General features: G+C 75.4%; 15 protein-coding genes. 8 read left to right on the top strand and 7 right to left on the bottom strand.

Annotated features, from left to right (window positions below; all coding sequences use genetic code 11):
* Positions 1 to 58: 58 nt before the first annotated feature.
* The 3 genes from AB0D01_RS37000 to AB0D01_RS36990 all read right to left on the bottom strand — a co-directional run bounded on the left by AB0D01_RS37000 (position 59) and on the right by AB0D01_RS36990 (position 2,518).
* Positions 59 to 190, bottom strand: a complete 132-nt coding sequence (locus AB0D01_RS37000) for a hypothetical protein (protein ID WP_363063298.1) — start codon at positions 188 to 190, stop codon at positions 59 to 61.
* A 264-nt stretch (positions 191 to 454) separates the two neighbouring features.
* Positions 455 to 1,078: an adenosylcobinamide amidohydrolase gene (locus tag AB0D01_RS36995; protein ID WP_363063304.1), complete on the bottom strand. Its 624-nt coding sequence runs from the start codon at positions 1,076 to 1,078 to the stop codon at positions 455 to 457.
* A 93-nt stretch (positions 1,079 to 1,171) separates the two neighbouring features.
* Positions 1,172 to 2,518: a hypothetical protein gene (locus tag AB0D01_RS36990; protein ID WP_363063296.1), complete on the bottom strand. Its 1,347-nt coding sequence runs from the start codon at positions 2,516 to 2,518 to the stop codon at positions 1,172 to 1,174.
* 238 nt (positions 2,519 to 2,756) lie between these two features.
* Between AB0D01_RS36990 and AB0D01_RS36985 the strand changes: the two genes are divergently transcribed.
* From AB0D01_RS36985 to AB0D01_RS36970, 4 genes are all read left to right on the top strand, one after another.
* Positions 2,757 to 3,170 carry a hypothetical protein gene (locus AB0D01_RS36985; protein ID WP_363063294.1) on the top strand — a complete coding sequence of 138 codons (414 nt, stop codon included), beginning with the start codon at positions 2,757 to 2,759 and terminating at the stop codon, positions 3,168 to 3,170.
* Positions 3,167 to 3,361: a hypothetical protein gene (locus AB0D01_RS36980; RefSeq protein WP_363063292.1), complete on the top strand. Its 195-nt coding sequence runs from the start codon at positions 3,167 to 3,169 to the stop codon at positions 3,359 to 3,361. Before AB0D01_RS36985 ends, AB0D01_RS36980 begins: the two co-directional genes overlap by 4 nt.
* 216 nt (positions 3,362 to 3,577) lie before the next feature.
* Positions 3,578 to 4,408, top strand: coding sequence for an AraC family transcriptional regulator (locus AB0D01_RS36975; protein WP_363063290.1), 831 nt, complete (start codon positions 3,578 to 3,580; stop codon positions 4,406 to 4,408).
* Positions 4,409 to 4,476: 68 nt separating this feature from the next.
* Positions 4,477 to 5,526, top strand: coding sequence for a methyltransferase (locus AB0D01_RS36970; RefSeq protein ID WP_363063288.1), 1,050 nt, complete (start codon positions 4,477 to 4,479; stop codon positions 5,524 to 5,526).
* Between the two features lie 25 nt (positions 5,527 to 5,551).
* Here the strand turns inward: AB0D01_RS36970 and AB0D01_RS36965 are convergent, their stop codons facing one another.
* Complete coding sequence (locus AB0D01_RS36965; protein WP_363063286.1) at positions 5,552 to 6,991, bottom strand: glycosyltransferase 87 family protein; 1,440 nt, start codon at positions 6,989 to 6,991, stop codon at positions 5,552 to 5,554.
* A gap of 113 nt (positions 6,992 to 7,104) precedes the next feature.
* On the opposite strand from AB0D01_RS36965, the gene AB0D01_RS36960 reads away from it, so the two are divergent.
* Positions 7,105 to 8,247, top strand: coding sequence for a molybdopterin-dependent oxidoreductase (locus AB0D01_RS36960; protein WP_363063284.1), 1,143 nt, complete (start codon positions 7,105 to 7,107; stop codon positions 8,245 to 8,247).
* Positions 8,244 to 8,651 carry a hypothetical protein gene (locus AB0D01_RS36955; RefSeq protein WP_363063282.1) on the top strand — a complete coding sequence of 136 codons (408 nt, stop codon included), beginning with the start codon at positions 8,244 to 8,246 and terminating at the stop codon, positions 8,649 to 8,651. The genes AB0D01_RS36960 and AB0D01_RS36955 overlap by 4 nt, the downstream gene beginning before the upstream one ends.
* 82 nt (positions 8,652 to 8,733) lie before the next feature.
* Here the strand turns inward: AB0D01_RS36955 and AB0D01_RS36950 are convergent, their stop codons facing one another.
* From AB0D01_RS36950 to AB0D01_RS36940, 3 genes are read right to left on the bottom strand one after another with little or no spacing between them, the layout of a single operon-like run.
* Positions 8,734 to 9,393 (bottom strand): methyltransferase domain-containing protein, encoded by a 660-nt coding sequence (locus AB0D01_RS36950; protein WP_363063280.1) that lies wholly within the window; start codon positions 9,391 to 9,393, stop codon positions 8,734 to 8,736.
* Positions 9,390 to 10,010 (bottom strand): TIGR04282 family arsenosugar biosynthesis glycosyltransferase, encoded by a 621-nt coding sequence (locus tag AB0D01_RS36945; RefSeq protein WP_363063278.1) that lies wholly within the window; start codon positions 10,008 to 10,010, stop codon positions 9,390 to 9,392. The genes AB0D01_RS36950 and AB0D01_RS36945 overlap by 4 nt, the downstream gene beginning before the upstream one ends.
* The gene (locus tag AB0D01_RS36940) at positions 10,007 to 10,720 is read right to left on the bottom strand and encodes a glycosyltransferase family 2 protein (RefSeq protein ID WP_363063276.1); all 714 of its coding nucleotides are present in this window, start codon (positions 10,718 to 10,720) and stop codon (positions 10,007 to 10,009) included. The genes AB0D01_RS36945 and AB0D01_RS36940 overlap by 4 nt, the downstream gene beginning before the upstream one ends.
* Positions 10,721 to 10,909: 189 nt before the next feature.
* Here AB0D01_RS36940 and AB0D01_RS36935 point away from each other — a divergent pair, with 189 nt between their 5' ends.
* Together AB0D01_RS36935 and AB0D01_RS36930 are read left to right on the top strand one after the other, a co-directional pair.
* The gene (locus tag AB0D01_RS36935) at positions 10,910 to 11,725 is read left to right on the top strand and encodes a response regulator transcription factor (RefSeq protein WP_363063302.1); all 816 of its coding nucleotides are present in this window, start codon (positions 10,910 to 10,912) and stop codon (positions 11,723 to 11,725) included.
* The gene (locus tag AB0D01_RS36930) at positions 11,718 to 12,827 is read left to right on the top strand and encodes a HAMP domain-containing sensor histidine kinase (RefSeq protein WP_363063274.1); all 1,110 of its coding nucleotides are present in this window, start codon (positions 11,718 to 11,720) and stop codon (positions 12,825 to 12,827) included. The genes AB0D01_RS36935 and AB0D01_RS36930 overlap by 8 nt, the downstream gene beginning before the upstream one ends.
* Positions 12,828 to 12,857 lie beyond the last annotated feature (30 nt).

Below are 12,857 nucleotides of genomic sequence, written 5' to 3'. Positions count from 1 at the left end.
GGGGGGGGGGGGGGGGGGGGGGGGGCGGGCCCCCCCCCCCCCGCGACGGCCCGGCGGTTCAGTGGGAGGCGGCGGCCGGGGCGACGAGCGGCGGGATCCAGTCGCGCTCCTCGGCCAGGTCGGCGCTCACCTCGGCGGAGGAGTGGCCGGGCATGACCAGACGGGGCGGTGCGACGTGTGACGTGGGCATGGGACGTCCTTCCATCGGGCGGCGCGGTTCGCCGCCGTGTGCCCACGCTAGGGACGGGACCGCGGAGCCCGGGTCATCCGATCGACGGTCGGGCAGGACGAGGCACCGGCCACCGCCCCGCCCGCGCTGTCGTCCCGCCGGTCGTCCGTTCGTACGACACCGCCCGCGAGGGCCGCAGGCTCGCGAGGGGGCGGGGACGCCACGACCGTGTCCGGCCCGGACGGAGGCGCCCCGGCCGGAGCACGGGGTGAGACCCGGGGAGGGTCAGGGGATGGCGGCGAGGACGGCGGCGTGCACCGCGCGCGCCAGGCGTGCGCCCCACGGAGAACGGGGCCCTGCGAAGGCGTGGACGTCCGCGCCTTCCACCGGCGTCCGCGCGGCGACGCACACCGCGTCGGTCGGTGTGCCGGAGCAGTCGTACCCCGCCTCCACCAGCGCCTGCACCTTGGCCTCGGTGGCCGTGGCGACCGCGTTGACCAGGGCGGCGTCGGTCAGGGCCACCGGGAGCGCGACGACGATGTTGATCGTCCCGGGCTTGGGCGCCGGCTCGGAATCGGCGTGGGACGCGGCCCATCCGCGTACCCCGAGACCCGCGGTGACCACCGCCTCGACCCCGCGATCACCGCCCCGGCCGTACGCCCGGACGTCCGCGGCCGTCAGCAGTCCGACCCCCTCGCCTTCCGCACCGAACCGGTGCGCCAGATCGGCCAGATGCCGTTGCGGATCGATGCGCCGGTATCCGTGGGCCACTTGTGCGTTCAGGATCCAGGCACGTTCCCCGATGCCTCCGCCGAGTACCGCGCTGCTGATCATCCGCATGCCGGGCCCCGGGGACCACACGAGCGCGGGCAACTCCTCGCCGTCCTCGACCCGGGAATGAAGCCGCATCGGCAACAGACCGCCGTGACGGGTGTGGGTATCGAACAGCGCGCTCACCAGGGGGACCTCCGTGCCGGGGCGTGAACCGGCTGATCCTACGTGTCAGTCGGTGGCGAGGAACGACCACAGCGGTTCGACGAGCCGGTGGCGGCTGTGGGCGGCGAATCTGCGCCGGTACTGGCGGATCAGGCCGTCCGGCAGCGTTCCGGTGAGGGTGACGGCCTGATGGAGGCCGTGTGCGGCGGCGTCCAGGTCACCCAGGGCCAGTTGTGCGTCGATGGGCTGGAGCAGCCGGAAGGCGGTCTGGGGCGACATGTGCGTAGGGGTGTCGATCAGCCGGGTCAAGGGAGCGAAGCCCGTGAGCGCCCTCCGGGGGCGTCCGAGTTCGTTCCACACCTTCGCGCGGCCGAACCGCATCTTCTCCTCGTCGACGTGGTCACCGTAGGGGCAGGGGGTGTCGCCGGCCCGGGCCGCCGCACCGTCGGCCAGGCCCAGCGCCTGCAGGCTCGCGCCGGCGTCCCCGAGGCGGGCGCGCGCGACGGCTTCCTTGGCGTACAGCGAGGCGGTGAAGTGGTCGGAGGGAGCGGTCATCACCGACCGCGCCGCATCGAGGAGCAGCAGCACATCGGCGGGATCGCCGGCGCTGAGGTGTCGCAGGGCCAGGTGGGAGAGCGTGGCGGCGACCTGGTGGGAGTCGCCCGACGCCGCGGCGGCGCGCACGGCGGCGAGCCCGTAACGTTCCGCCCGGGCTTCCTCTCCCGTGCTGGAGCTGAGGATCGCGCACAGGGTGGCGGTGCGGCGCAGCAGTCCCAGGAGCCGTTCGCCGCCGCCGGTGTGGGTGGCCAGGTGCACCGCGAAGCGGTGCTCGGCAGCCGCCGCGGACAACAGGGCCGAGGCCGTCAGCGGGGGCGCTTGCGCACGGGCCTGATGAGGGGCCCACTCCGGGACCTCAAGGTGTTGGAGGCGGCCCTCCGCCGCGTCGAGCAGACGCGGGTCGAGCGCGGGCCGACCGTCCCGCGCGGGTGAGGACGGGGAGGCGAGGGCGGCGCGGGCCCGGTCGACGAGCAGCCGCAGGGCCGGCCCGGTCACGGTCGGCTGCTCCGGAGCGGGGCCCCGGCCCGCTGTGACGGCGCGGTGGGCGACCTCGACGGCGCCGTCGGTGTCCCACGGACCCTCCGACAGCGGAGCGTCGTCCGGCGCCAGGGACAGCCAGTGCGGCCAGCCGAGCCGGTGCACGAATTCCGCGGGTATCCGGTGGACGTGCGCGATGGTCAGTTGGGTGGTGAGGTCCGGGGTGACGCGGCCGGACTCCCAGCGGGAGACCTTCTCCCGGCGGGCGGCCATACCGCCGTGGCCGAGCAGGGCGTGGGTGTCGGCGATCAGCCGCGCGTAGGCGGGATGGGACAGACCGGCCACGAGCCGGAGGCGGGTCAAAGGATGCGGTGCCATGGGAGCGGGGAAAGGAACCTTGATGTTCTGGGGGACGGGCTACGCATCGTAGTGGCTCGCGGCGGTCGCGGACCGCGCCCCGGCGGGGCCACCGGGGCACGAGCGGTCAGGGAGGCACCCCCAAGGCACGTCCCGGTGCCTTCCGGCGGATGATCTCGCGCTCCTAAGTTGAAGATCGAACAAGGGAACGTCCTGACCAGGTGTTTCCCCAGCACGATCAGATCGAGGGAACGAGCGAGTGAAGAACGTCGCAGCGCGTCTGACGGCCGCCGCCATGGTGGGCGGCCTCCTCCTGGCCGGTTCGGGCGTGGCCGGTGCCACCCCGCAGCCGACCGGGGGACAGGTCACCGCAGTGGTCCACGCGGGGGACGACCCCGCCACGTGGGAGCTGTTCGTGGACCCGCGCCAGGAGCACAACGTCGCCAACTGCTACTTCGACAAGACCAAGTCGGGAAAGGAACGGGCCAAGTACTGCAAGGCCCTCGAAGGCAGTGACATGACCCAGGTGGCCAAGGACTGCCTCGTCCGGGCCGGGATAGGCAGTGCCGCGGCCCTGATCGTGGGCAAGGTGAACAAGAAGGTCGCCCGCGAGATCGCCGTGAACACCGTCGCGGGCGGGGTGACCGGGTGCCTGAGCGCCCTCGTGAAGTGACGCCGTCGCGCCGCCTGCTCGTCAAGTGCGCGGCGTTGGCCTCCTGGGCGGCCGTACTGGTGGCCTGTGACCACCTGATCCCGTCGTGGTGGGCCAGGACCGCGGTGGCGGCGATCACCGCGGTCCCCATGGCGTGGGTACTGAACGGTCCCCGCGACTGCGCTTCCCGGAGCGAAGCGGAGTCCGACTGACGGGCCGTCCCGCCCACGGGCGGTGCCGTCCCCCGCGCCCCCCGGCGGGTGGACGGCACCTGCCCCACCGCTCGCGTCGGCGCTGTCTCGGCCACCGGCCCCCTCCCGGGCCGGCACCGGGGGACGGGGCGCCGGGGGACGGGGGCACCCGGGCTGCGGGGGACCGGGGGAACATTCGTCCAAGACAGGGCTCGGCCGGTGGGCGAGGCTGGTGGCATGCCCGAAGACGACACGGGGGACACACCCTCCGAGCACACCGACGACGGCCGCTGGGAAGTCGCCCGCCCCCGCGGCGGCAGCTTGCCGAGCGGCGTACGCATGGCCGGGTTTCGCGACCGCGACGCCGGCGGTCTCGACCTGCGGGTGCTGCCCCAGCCCGCCGTGATCGTCGTCATCAACCTGGGGCCCACCCCCATCACGGTGGAGGGCGCCTGCGGAGACCGGCGGCTCGGCGGACTCGTGGCCGCGATGTCCCCCGGTCCGGCCCGCATCCGCGGCGAGGCCGTCGAATGCGTCGAGGTGGCGTTGTCACCCCGGGCCGCCTACGCCCTGCTGGGGGTCTCCCCGCTGGAACTCGACGGCTCCATCACCGCCTTCGAGGACCTGTGGGGGCGCCCCGCGCGGCTGCTGCGCGAACGACTGGTCGACACGGCGTCCTGGCACGACAGGCTCGCCCTCACGGACGGATTCCTGCGGCGACGCGCGGCGGGCGCTCCGCCCATGGCGGCCGAGGTCGCCGCCGCCTGGGACACCATCGTGGCCCGCCGGGGCCGGGTGCGGGTCGAAGAGCTCGCCTCCGCCGGCGGGTGGAGCCGCAAGCGCCTCCGGTCCAGGTTCAGCGCGCAGATCGGCCTGACCCCCAAACGCGCCGCCATGCTGGTGCGTTTCGACCACGCCGCCCGCGCCCTTCTGGCAGGCCGGCCGGCCGCCGACGTCGCCGCCGCGTGCGGGTACGCCGACCAGCCCCATCTGCACCGCGACGTCCGGGCCATCGCCGGATGCACCCCCGCCACCCTGGCCGGCACGACGACGTCCACCGGGTCCTGACCTTGCCCCCGTCCCACCGGCCGATCGGCGACCGGCCACCTCCCGACACGACGGAAGGAACCACAGCGATGACGCACACCGAAGTCCCGCCGGCACCGACGGCGGCCGGACGCGAACACCTCGTCCGGCTCGCCTTCGGCAGCATGGCCGCACACACCCTCGGCGCGGCCGTCCGCCTGGACGTCGTCCGGCTGATCGGCGACGGCCGGAGCCGCACCGCCGCCGAGGTCGCCGACGCCGCCGGGACCGCGCACCGGCCCACGACACGCCTGCTGCGCGCCCTGGCCGCCCTCGGCCTGCTCACCGAACACACCCCCGACACCTTCTCGGTGACCCCGGCCGGGGCGCTCCTGGACCCGGACCACCCCGACTCCCTCACGTCCTTCGTGCGCGTGTTCACCGACCCGGTGATCGTGCGGGCCTGGGAGCACCTGGACCGCAGCGTCCGTACGGGAGAGGTCGCCTTCGACACCGTCTTCGGCACCGACTTCTTCGACCACCTCGCCCGACGCCCCGAGTTGTCCGAGCACTTCAACGCGGCCATGAGCCAGGTCGTCACCGACACCGCCTCCGTGCTCCCGAGCGCCCACGACTTCGGCCGGTTCGCCTCGGTCACCGACGTGGGCGGAGGCAGCGGAACGCTCATGGCCGCCCTCCTGGCGACGTACCCCGATCTCCGCGGGGTGGTCCTCGACACCCCGAGCGGCCTGGCCGAGGCGCGCAGGACGATGGCGCGGCACGGGCTGGAGGAGCGCTGCTCCCTGGTGGCCGGGGACTTCTTCCGCTCCGTACCGGCGGGTTCGGACGCGTACCTCGTCAAGAGCGTCCTGCACGACTGGACGGACGAGCGGGCGGTCACGATCCTGCGCCACTGCCGGCGGGCGCTGCCGACCGGAGGCGTCGTCCTGATCGTGGAGCCGGTGCTTCCCGAGGTCGTCGGCGCCGACGACGAGGGCGTCTACCTCAGCGACCTCAACATGATGGTGAACGTCGGCGGCAGGGAACGCACCCGGGCGGACTTCGAGGACCTGTGCCGCGCGGCGAACCTGCGCGTCACCTCCGTCACCCCGCTCGCCCGGGCCGCTCCGTACTGCCTGATCGAGGCCGTCGCCGCATGAGCGCGGCCGCCGGTCCGTCGGTTCCTCAGGGCGCTTCGCCCGCCCCCCGCCCGCGCCGGAGCAGGCCCGCCACCAGCACGAGGGCAAGCGCGGCCCCGTACGCCGTGGCGCTCAGCCACGGCCGGAAGTGGAACGTGGGGCCGAGTACGTAGACGGCGGCGCCCGCGAGGGGGACGCCCAGCCACTCCCAGCGCCCGTCCAGGGCGACGAGGGCGATCAGGAGCAGGGCGTACCACGAGTAGCCGGGTGTGAGGAGGAGGAAGGAGCAGCCGGTGACCAGGAGGGCGCCGCTCCAGGGTCGGCGCGGATCGCCGCGCCGCATGACGTGCACCGCCACGGCGGCGACGGCGACGACCAGGACGGGGAGCGCCCAGCTGTCGGGCAGGACCAGACGCAGGAGCGAGTAGCGGGATCCCGCCGAGGGGTCGTCGTAGCCCTCCTCCTCGACGTACCCGCCGAGGTAGCCGAAGACGGAGCCGCGCGAGAGGAGGACGTACGGGAGGTAGGACAGCGCGACGAAGGCCGCCGCGGGCAGCAGCACGACGGCCGCGTCGCGGGCGCGGCGGACCCCGGACAGCGCGCCGGGCAGGACGACGGCCGGCATCAGCTTGGTGGCGATGGCCGCGCCGATCAGCAGGCCGCCCACAGCCCGCCGCGTCAGGGCCCGGGAGGCGACGAGGCCGAGTCCGGCGACGGCGAGGAGCACGCCGAGCACGTCTACGTGCGCGTTGTTGACCGCCTCCAGGGGGACGGCCGGGCACCAGGCCCAGTACGCCGCCCTCCGCGGGTCCCCGCCGCGCCGCCGCGGGATCAGCAGCAGCACGCCCGTGACACCGAGGGAGACCAGGGCGGCACCGATCTGCAGCGGCTTGTGCCGGGCGTCCGCGGGGGACAGCCGGTCGACGGCCAGGAAGTACGCCTCGGCCACGGGCGGGTAGATCGTGTGCACGCCGGGCCTGTTGACGCGCGTGCAGCGAGCGGTGCCCTCGACCGGCGGGAGGGGCGCGAGGTCCGGGCCGGCGCACACGGCTCCGGTGGGGAACAACCAGGGGTCGCGCAGCCGGGCGAGGGCCGGGGCCTGCGGGGTGTGGTCGTACGGGGAGACGCCGGCGGACTGGACGCGGCCGTCCCAGGCGTAGCGGTAGGAGTCGGTGCTGGTCCGGGGCGGCCCCAGCAGCCCGGTCACCGTGACGGCCACGGCCCCCGCGACGAGAGGCCACACGACGAGGCGGGACGGAACCCGGCGCAGCGCGAGCAGGGCGACGACGAACAGCGCCCAGCACAGCGCGTACCACCCGAAGAGCCCGACGGGGCCGCCGAAACGGTTCCCGTACGTGACGGTGAGGGCGAGGCCCGCCGTCAGGGCGGCGAGGGCGAGGGCGATCGTCGTGAGTGCGGCGCGCGGGGTGGGGCGGGTGCGCGGGCCGGCGGGCGCGGTGACGCGCGGAGTGGTGGGCGGGGTCACCTGCGGAAGCGTTCCAGGAATCGGCCCCCGCGTGGGCCCCGCCACCTCGGTGTCCGTGATTCGTAAGGTGTTCCGGCCGCCCGCGCGGGCCCCACCGGGGGTGTGATGGAGCCATGCGCCTCATCCCCCGACCCGGGCGGCCCGTCGTCTTCACGGCGCCCCTGCACGATGCCCGCACCGCGACCGTGATCGGCCGCCTGCTCGGCCCTGCCGTGGTCGTCTGCTTCGCGACCGGCCTGCTGAGCCACGTCCTGCAACACCCGCCGGGCCTGCTGGTCGACCGGCTGCCGAGCCGCCCGTACTGGGGCTACCGGCTCACCCAGGGCCTGCACGTGGCGTCCGGCATCGCGGCCGTCCCGCTGCTGGCCGCGAAGCTGTGGGCGGTCTACCCACGGCTGTTCGCGTGGCCGCCGGTGCGGTCCGCGCGGCACGCCCTGGAGCGGATCTCCGTGGCCGTCCTCGTCGCCGCCGCCCTGTTCGAGCTGTTCACCGGATTGCTCAACACCTTCCAGTGGTATCCGTGGCCCTTCGCCTTCGTTCCCGTGCACCACGCGGTCGGCTGGCTCCTGTTCGGGTCCCTGCTCCTGCACGTGGCCGTGCGGTGGCCCGAGATCCGGGACCACTACACCCGCCGTTCCCCCGGAACCCTGGCCCTGCCGGCGGCCGACGGGCCGGACCGGCGAGAACTCCTCCTCGGCGTGGGCGCCGCGGTCACGGCCGTGACACTGACCACGGTCGGACAGTCCGTCACCGCCCTCGGCCCCCTGGAACTGTTCGGCCCCCGCAGCCCCGCCCACGGCCCCCAGGGGCTCCCCGTGAACCGGACGGCCGCGGCGGCGGGCGTCACCCGGGAGGCGCTGCTCGACTGGAGGCTGACCGTCACCGGGCCGCGCCCGTACACGCTGACGCTGGACGAGCTGCGCGCGATGCCGCAGCACGAGGTGACCCTGCCCCTCGCCTGCGTCGAGGGCTGGAGCAAGTCCGCGCGCTGGACCGGCGTACGGGTACGGGACCTCCTGGAGCGCGCCGGCGGCGGCCCGCGCGCGGGGGCCCGGGTGGTCTCCCTCGAAGCGGCGGGCGCCTACCGGGTGACGGAGATGGGCCGCCACCACGCACAGGACCCGCTCACCCTGCTGGCGCTGCGCATCAACGGCGAGGTGCTGTCCCTGGACCACGGCCATCCGGCGCGGATCATCGCCCCGAACCGGCCCGGCGTCCTGCAGACCAAGTGGGTCGGCCGGCTGGAGGTCGCGTGAGGGGCCTTCGACACCTGACCGGCGCGTGCGGCCTGCTGTGCGCGGCCTGGGGTGCATGGCTGCTGGCGCGGCAGCCCGAGCCGTGGCGGATCGCCGCGTGGCTCGGGGGAGCGGTCGTGGTGCACGACGGGCTCCTCGCGCCGCTGGTGCTCGCGGTCGGCGCCCTCGCCGCCGCCGGGGGCGCGCGCCCGCGCGGTGTCCCGCGCGCGGCCCTGATCGTCGCGGGTTCCCTCACGTTGATCGCGCTGCCCCCGCTCCTGCGCCCCGGACCCGTGGCCAATCCGACGGTGCTGCCACTGGACTACCCGCGCGGCTGGCTGCTCGCCGTGGCGGCCCTCGCCCTGTTCACCGCCGGGTACGCCGCCCTGCGGGCCCTGCGGCGCCGGGTCGGCCGTAGGACCTGAGACCCCGCCCCGCGCCGGCGGCGGCCGGGGCGGGGTCCGCGCCGTCGCGACCCCGCGCCGGCGGCTCCCGGCGGAGCGCCGTTCAGCGGGTCAGCCGCACGAAGTGCCGTCCCCCCGCCCGCCAGGTGTCGTACGGGGTCCAACCCGCGCCCCGCGCCTCGGCGCACAGCGCGCGGGTGCCCAGCCGGGCCCACCGGAAGCGGGCCCCCCGGCCGCCGGCGCCGTCCTCGACGCGGACCTCGACGCGCTCGTCGACATCGGCCGCCGCCACTTCGACGAGGGCGGACCCGCCGGGCGCGGTCAGTGCGGCGACCCGGCGCAGCAGGGCGGCCGGGTCACCGCCGATGCCGATGTTGCCGTCGATGAGCAGGGCCGTGCCCCAACCGCCCTCGCGGGGGAGCGGGTCGAAGACGGACCGGCACAGGGCGCTGCCGCCGGCCCGGACGGTTCTGGCCACCGCCTCGGGGGTGACGTCCACCCCGAGCGCGGTGTGCCCGAGTGCGGCGAGTGCGGCGACCAGGCGGCCCGGCCCGCAGCCGATGTCGAGGACGGGGCCGGTACATCGGGCCAGGACGGTGTCGTCCGCCGCGTCGGGCCCGGCGCACCACCGTTCGACTTCGAGGGGGAGCAGCCAACCGTCGTGGCGCCGGAGGTAGAGCGGGCCCCGCCCGGCGCGCAGGGCGTCGGCGTACGGGTCGGCCCGCCAGGCCCCCAGGGCCGGCTCGCCCAGCCCGGCGGTCATCGCGTCACCGCGCACAGGCCGGTGTGCAGGGCGGCGAAACGGGTCCACGGCGCCGTCGCGGCGACGCGTCGCGCGTCGGCGGGGGTGTCCACGTCGCACAGTTCGGGCAGGTTCCGGACGGTGAGTCCCGCGTCGGTCAGACGGTGTCGCTGGACGCGACCGGTGTGCGCCTCCGACATGGGAACGCCGAGCAGCAGGTCCGGGTCGGGCTCGGCCAGGCCCAGGGCCCAGAACCCGCCGTCGTCGGCGGGCCCGAACCACGCGTCCACCTCGGTGAAGTCGAGCCCGGGCGCGAGGAGGTCGGGGGTGACCTGCGGGGTGTCCATGCCGATCAGCAGGGCGGGCCCGTCGGCCAGGGCGAAGGCGGCGGCCAGTCGGACGTCCAGGCCGCCCGCGCTCTGGGGGACCACCTCGATGCCGGCCGGGACCCAGGACCCCGGCCGCCCGTCGAGGACCAGGACGCGCCGCCTGGCCGGCGTGGCCAAGGCCGTCGCGAGGGTGTCCTCCAGGGCGGCGCGCGCCAGGTCCGCGGCCTGCTGTGGGGTGAAATGGGCGGTCAGGCGCGTTTTCACCCGCCCCGGTACGGGCGCCTTGGCGATGACGAGCAGGGTGCTCACGCGGAGATCCCCCCGTTCCGTGCGGGCCGGGCGGCCGGTGGCTCGGCCAGGACCCGGCGCATGTCGCGCACGGCGTTCCAGGTGCCCCGCCAGGTCCCGGTGACCTTGGACTTCCCGGAGCGCGGCAGGTACGGGACGTCCGTCTCGGCCACCCGCCAGCCCGCGTCGGCGGCCCGTACGACCATCTGGAGCGGGTAGCCGCTGCGCCGGTCGGTCAGCCCCAGGCCGAGCAGGGCCTCGCGGCGGGCGACCCGCATCGGCCCGAGGTCGTGCAGCCGCAGTCCGGTGCGGTGGCGCAGCATCCGTGCGAGGGCGATGTTCCCGGCGCGCGCGTGCGCCGGCCAGGCGCCGCGCCCGCGCGGACGGCGACGGCCGAGCAGCAGGTCCACCTCACCGGCGGCGACCCGGTCGGCCATGGGAGCCAGCAGGGCGGGGTCCATGGAGGCGTCGCAGTCGCAGAAGCAGACGAGTTCGGCGCGCGCGGCGAGCAGCCCGGCGTGGCAGGCGGCCCCGAAACCGCGCCGGGACTCGTGCACGACGGTGGCCCCGAGGGAGCGGGCGAGGTCGGCCGAACCGTCGGTGGAGCCGTTGTCGACGACGATGGCCCGCCAGCCGGCCGGCACCCGGGCCAACACCCAGGGCAGTGCCTCGGCTTCGTCGAGGCAGGGAAGGACGAGGTCCGCGCGGGGCGGACGAGCGGAAGGAGTCACCCTCCACACCGTAGGAACCCGAAGGCCCGGGGAGGGGCCCCCAGACCTTACGAAACGCGGACACCGCGCCCTCCGGGCAAGGGCGCGGGTCCGTCGGGCGCGGCACGGTGTCACCCTGGGGGCATGGCAATCAGCGATGACACCGGCCCCGGCCCGGCACCCGACCCCGCCTCCGGCACGCCCGCCGGCATGGCGGGCCGCGTCCTGGTCGTGGACGACGACCCGACCGTCTCGGAGGTCGTGGCGGGCTACCTGGAGCGGTCCGGATTCACCGTGCACCGGGCCGCGGACGGCCCGGCCGCGCTGGAGGCCGCCGCCCGGTACCGGCCGGACCTGGTGGTCCTCGACCTGATGCTGCCCGGCATGGACGGCCTGGAGGTCTGCCGCCGGCTGCGCGCGGACGGCGACGGGCGGCGCACCCTGCCCGTGGTCATGCTCACGGCGCGCGGCGACGAGGAGGACCGGATCCTGGGTCTGGAGGTCGGCGCGGACGACTACGTGACGAAGCCCTTCAGCCCGCGTGAACTGGTCCTGCGGGTCAGGTCGGTGCTGCGCCGCGCGTCCGCCGCCGTCACCGAGGAGGAGCCCGTGCTCGCCGCGGCCGGACTGACCGTGGACCCGGCCGCCCGGCGGGCGACGAAGGACGGCGCCGAACTGGCTCTCACCCTCAGGGAGTTCGACCTGCTCACCTACTTCCTGCGGCACGCCGGGCAGGTCTGCGACCGGGAGCGGCTGATGCGTGACGTCTGGGGCTGGGACTTCGGCGACCTGTCCACCGTCACCGTGCACGTCCGCAGGCTCCGGGCGAAGATCGAGCGCGATCCCGCCGACCCGCGACTGATCAGGACGGTGTGGGGCGCGGGGTACCGCTTCGAGGCGGGTCCGCACCCGTCCGACCGGGACCGTGCCACGAGCGACACCGCGCCGGAAGCCGCGCCGGAAGCCGTGACGGAAGCCGCGCCGGAAGCCGGTACGGCGACCGGGGCGGGGGCCGACCGTGCGTGACCTGCTCCTCATCGCCCTGTACGCCTTCCTCGGCGCGGCGGCGGCCGGAGCGCTCGGCGCCGTCGCGCTGCGGATACTGCGCCGCCGGAGCGTCGCCGTGTCCCTGGGGGTCGTCGCGGCGGTCGCCGTGGCCGCGATGCTCGCCGGCACCCTCTCCGTAGCCTGGGCCATGTTCCTCTCCTCCCACGACCTCACCGTGGTGACCACCGTCGTCGCGATGGCGGCCGCCGTGTCGCTCGCCACCGCGTTGTTGCTGGGCCGCCAGGTCGTGCTGCGCTGCCGGGAGCTGCTCACCGCCGCACGCGACTTCGGTGAGGAAGGCACCTTCACGGCTCCCGTGGCACCGGCCCCCGCCGAACTCGCGGCGCTGAGCCGTGAACTGGCCCTCACGAGCGAGCGACTGGCCGCCTCGCGCGCCCGCGAACGAGCCCTGGAGACCTCCAGGCGCGAACTGGTCGCCTGGATCTCGCACGACCTGCGGACCCCGCTGGCCGGGCTGCGCGCCATGTCGGAGGCGCTGGAGGACGGTGTGGTGGCCGATCCGCAGCGCTATCACCGGCAGATGCGCGCGGAGGTGGAGCGCCTCAACTCGATGGTCACCGACCTGTTCGAGCTGTCCCGCATCCACGCCGGCGCGCTCTCGCTCAGCCGGACCCGGATCTCCCTCTACGACCTCGTGGGCGATGCCCTGGCCGGCGCCGACGCCCTGGCCCGGCAGCACGGGGTGCGCCTGGCCGGAGGGGGCGTCGAACCGCTGCCGGTGGAGGTCGACGGCAGGGAGATGAGCCGGGTCCTGTCGAACCTGCTGGTCAACGCCATTCGCCACACCCCGGCGGACGGAACCGTCGCGATCACCGCGGAACGCCGCGACGACGCGGTGGTGCTGTCCGTCACCGACGCCTGCGGCGGCATCCCCGAGGAGGACCTGCCCCGCGTCTTCGACACGGGCTGGCGCGGATCACCGGCGCGCACCCCGCCCTCGGGCGCGGGGCTCGGGCTGGCCATCGTCCGGGGGATCGTCGAGGCGCACGCCGGGCACGCCGACGTCCGCAACGTGCCCGGCGGCTGCCGCTTCGAACTGACCCTGCCCGCCCCCGTGTGAGCCGCCCCCACCGCCCCTTCCGGCCCGCGC

Origin of the sequence: Streptomyces sp. NPDC048606, assembly GCF_040650855.1 — a bacterium.
Lineage (GTDB): Bacteria > Actinomycetota > Actinomycetes > Streptomycetales > Streptomycetaceae > Streptomyces.
This window is presented reverse-complemented; position numbering and strand designations above follow the sequence as displayed.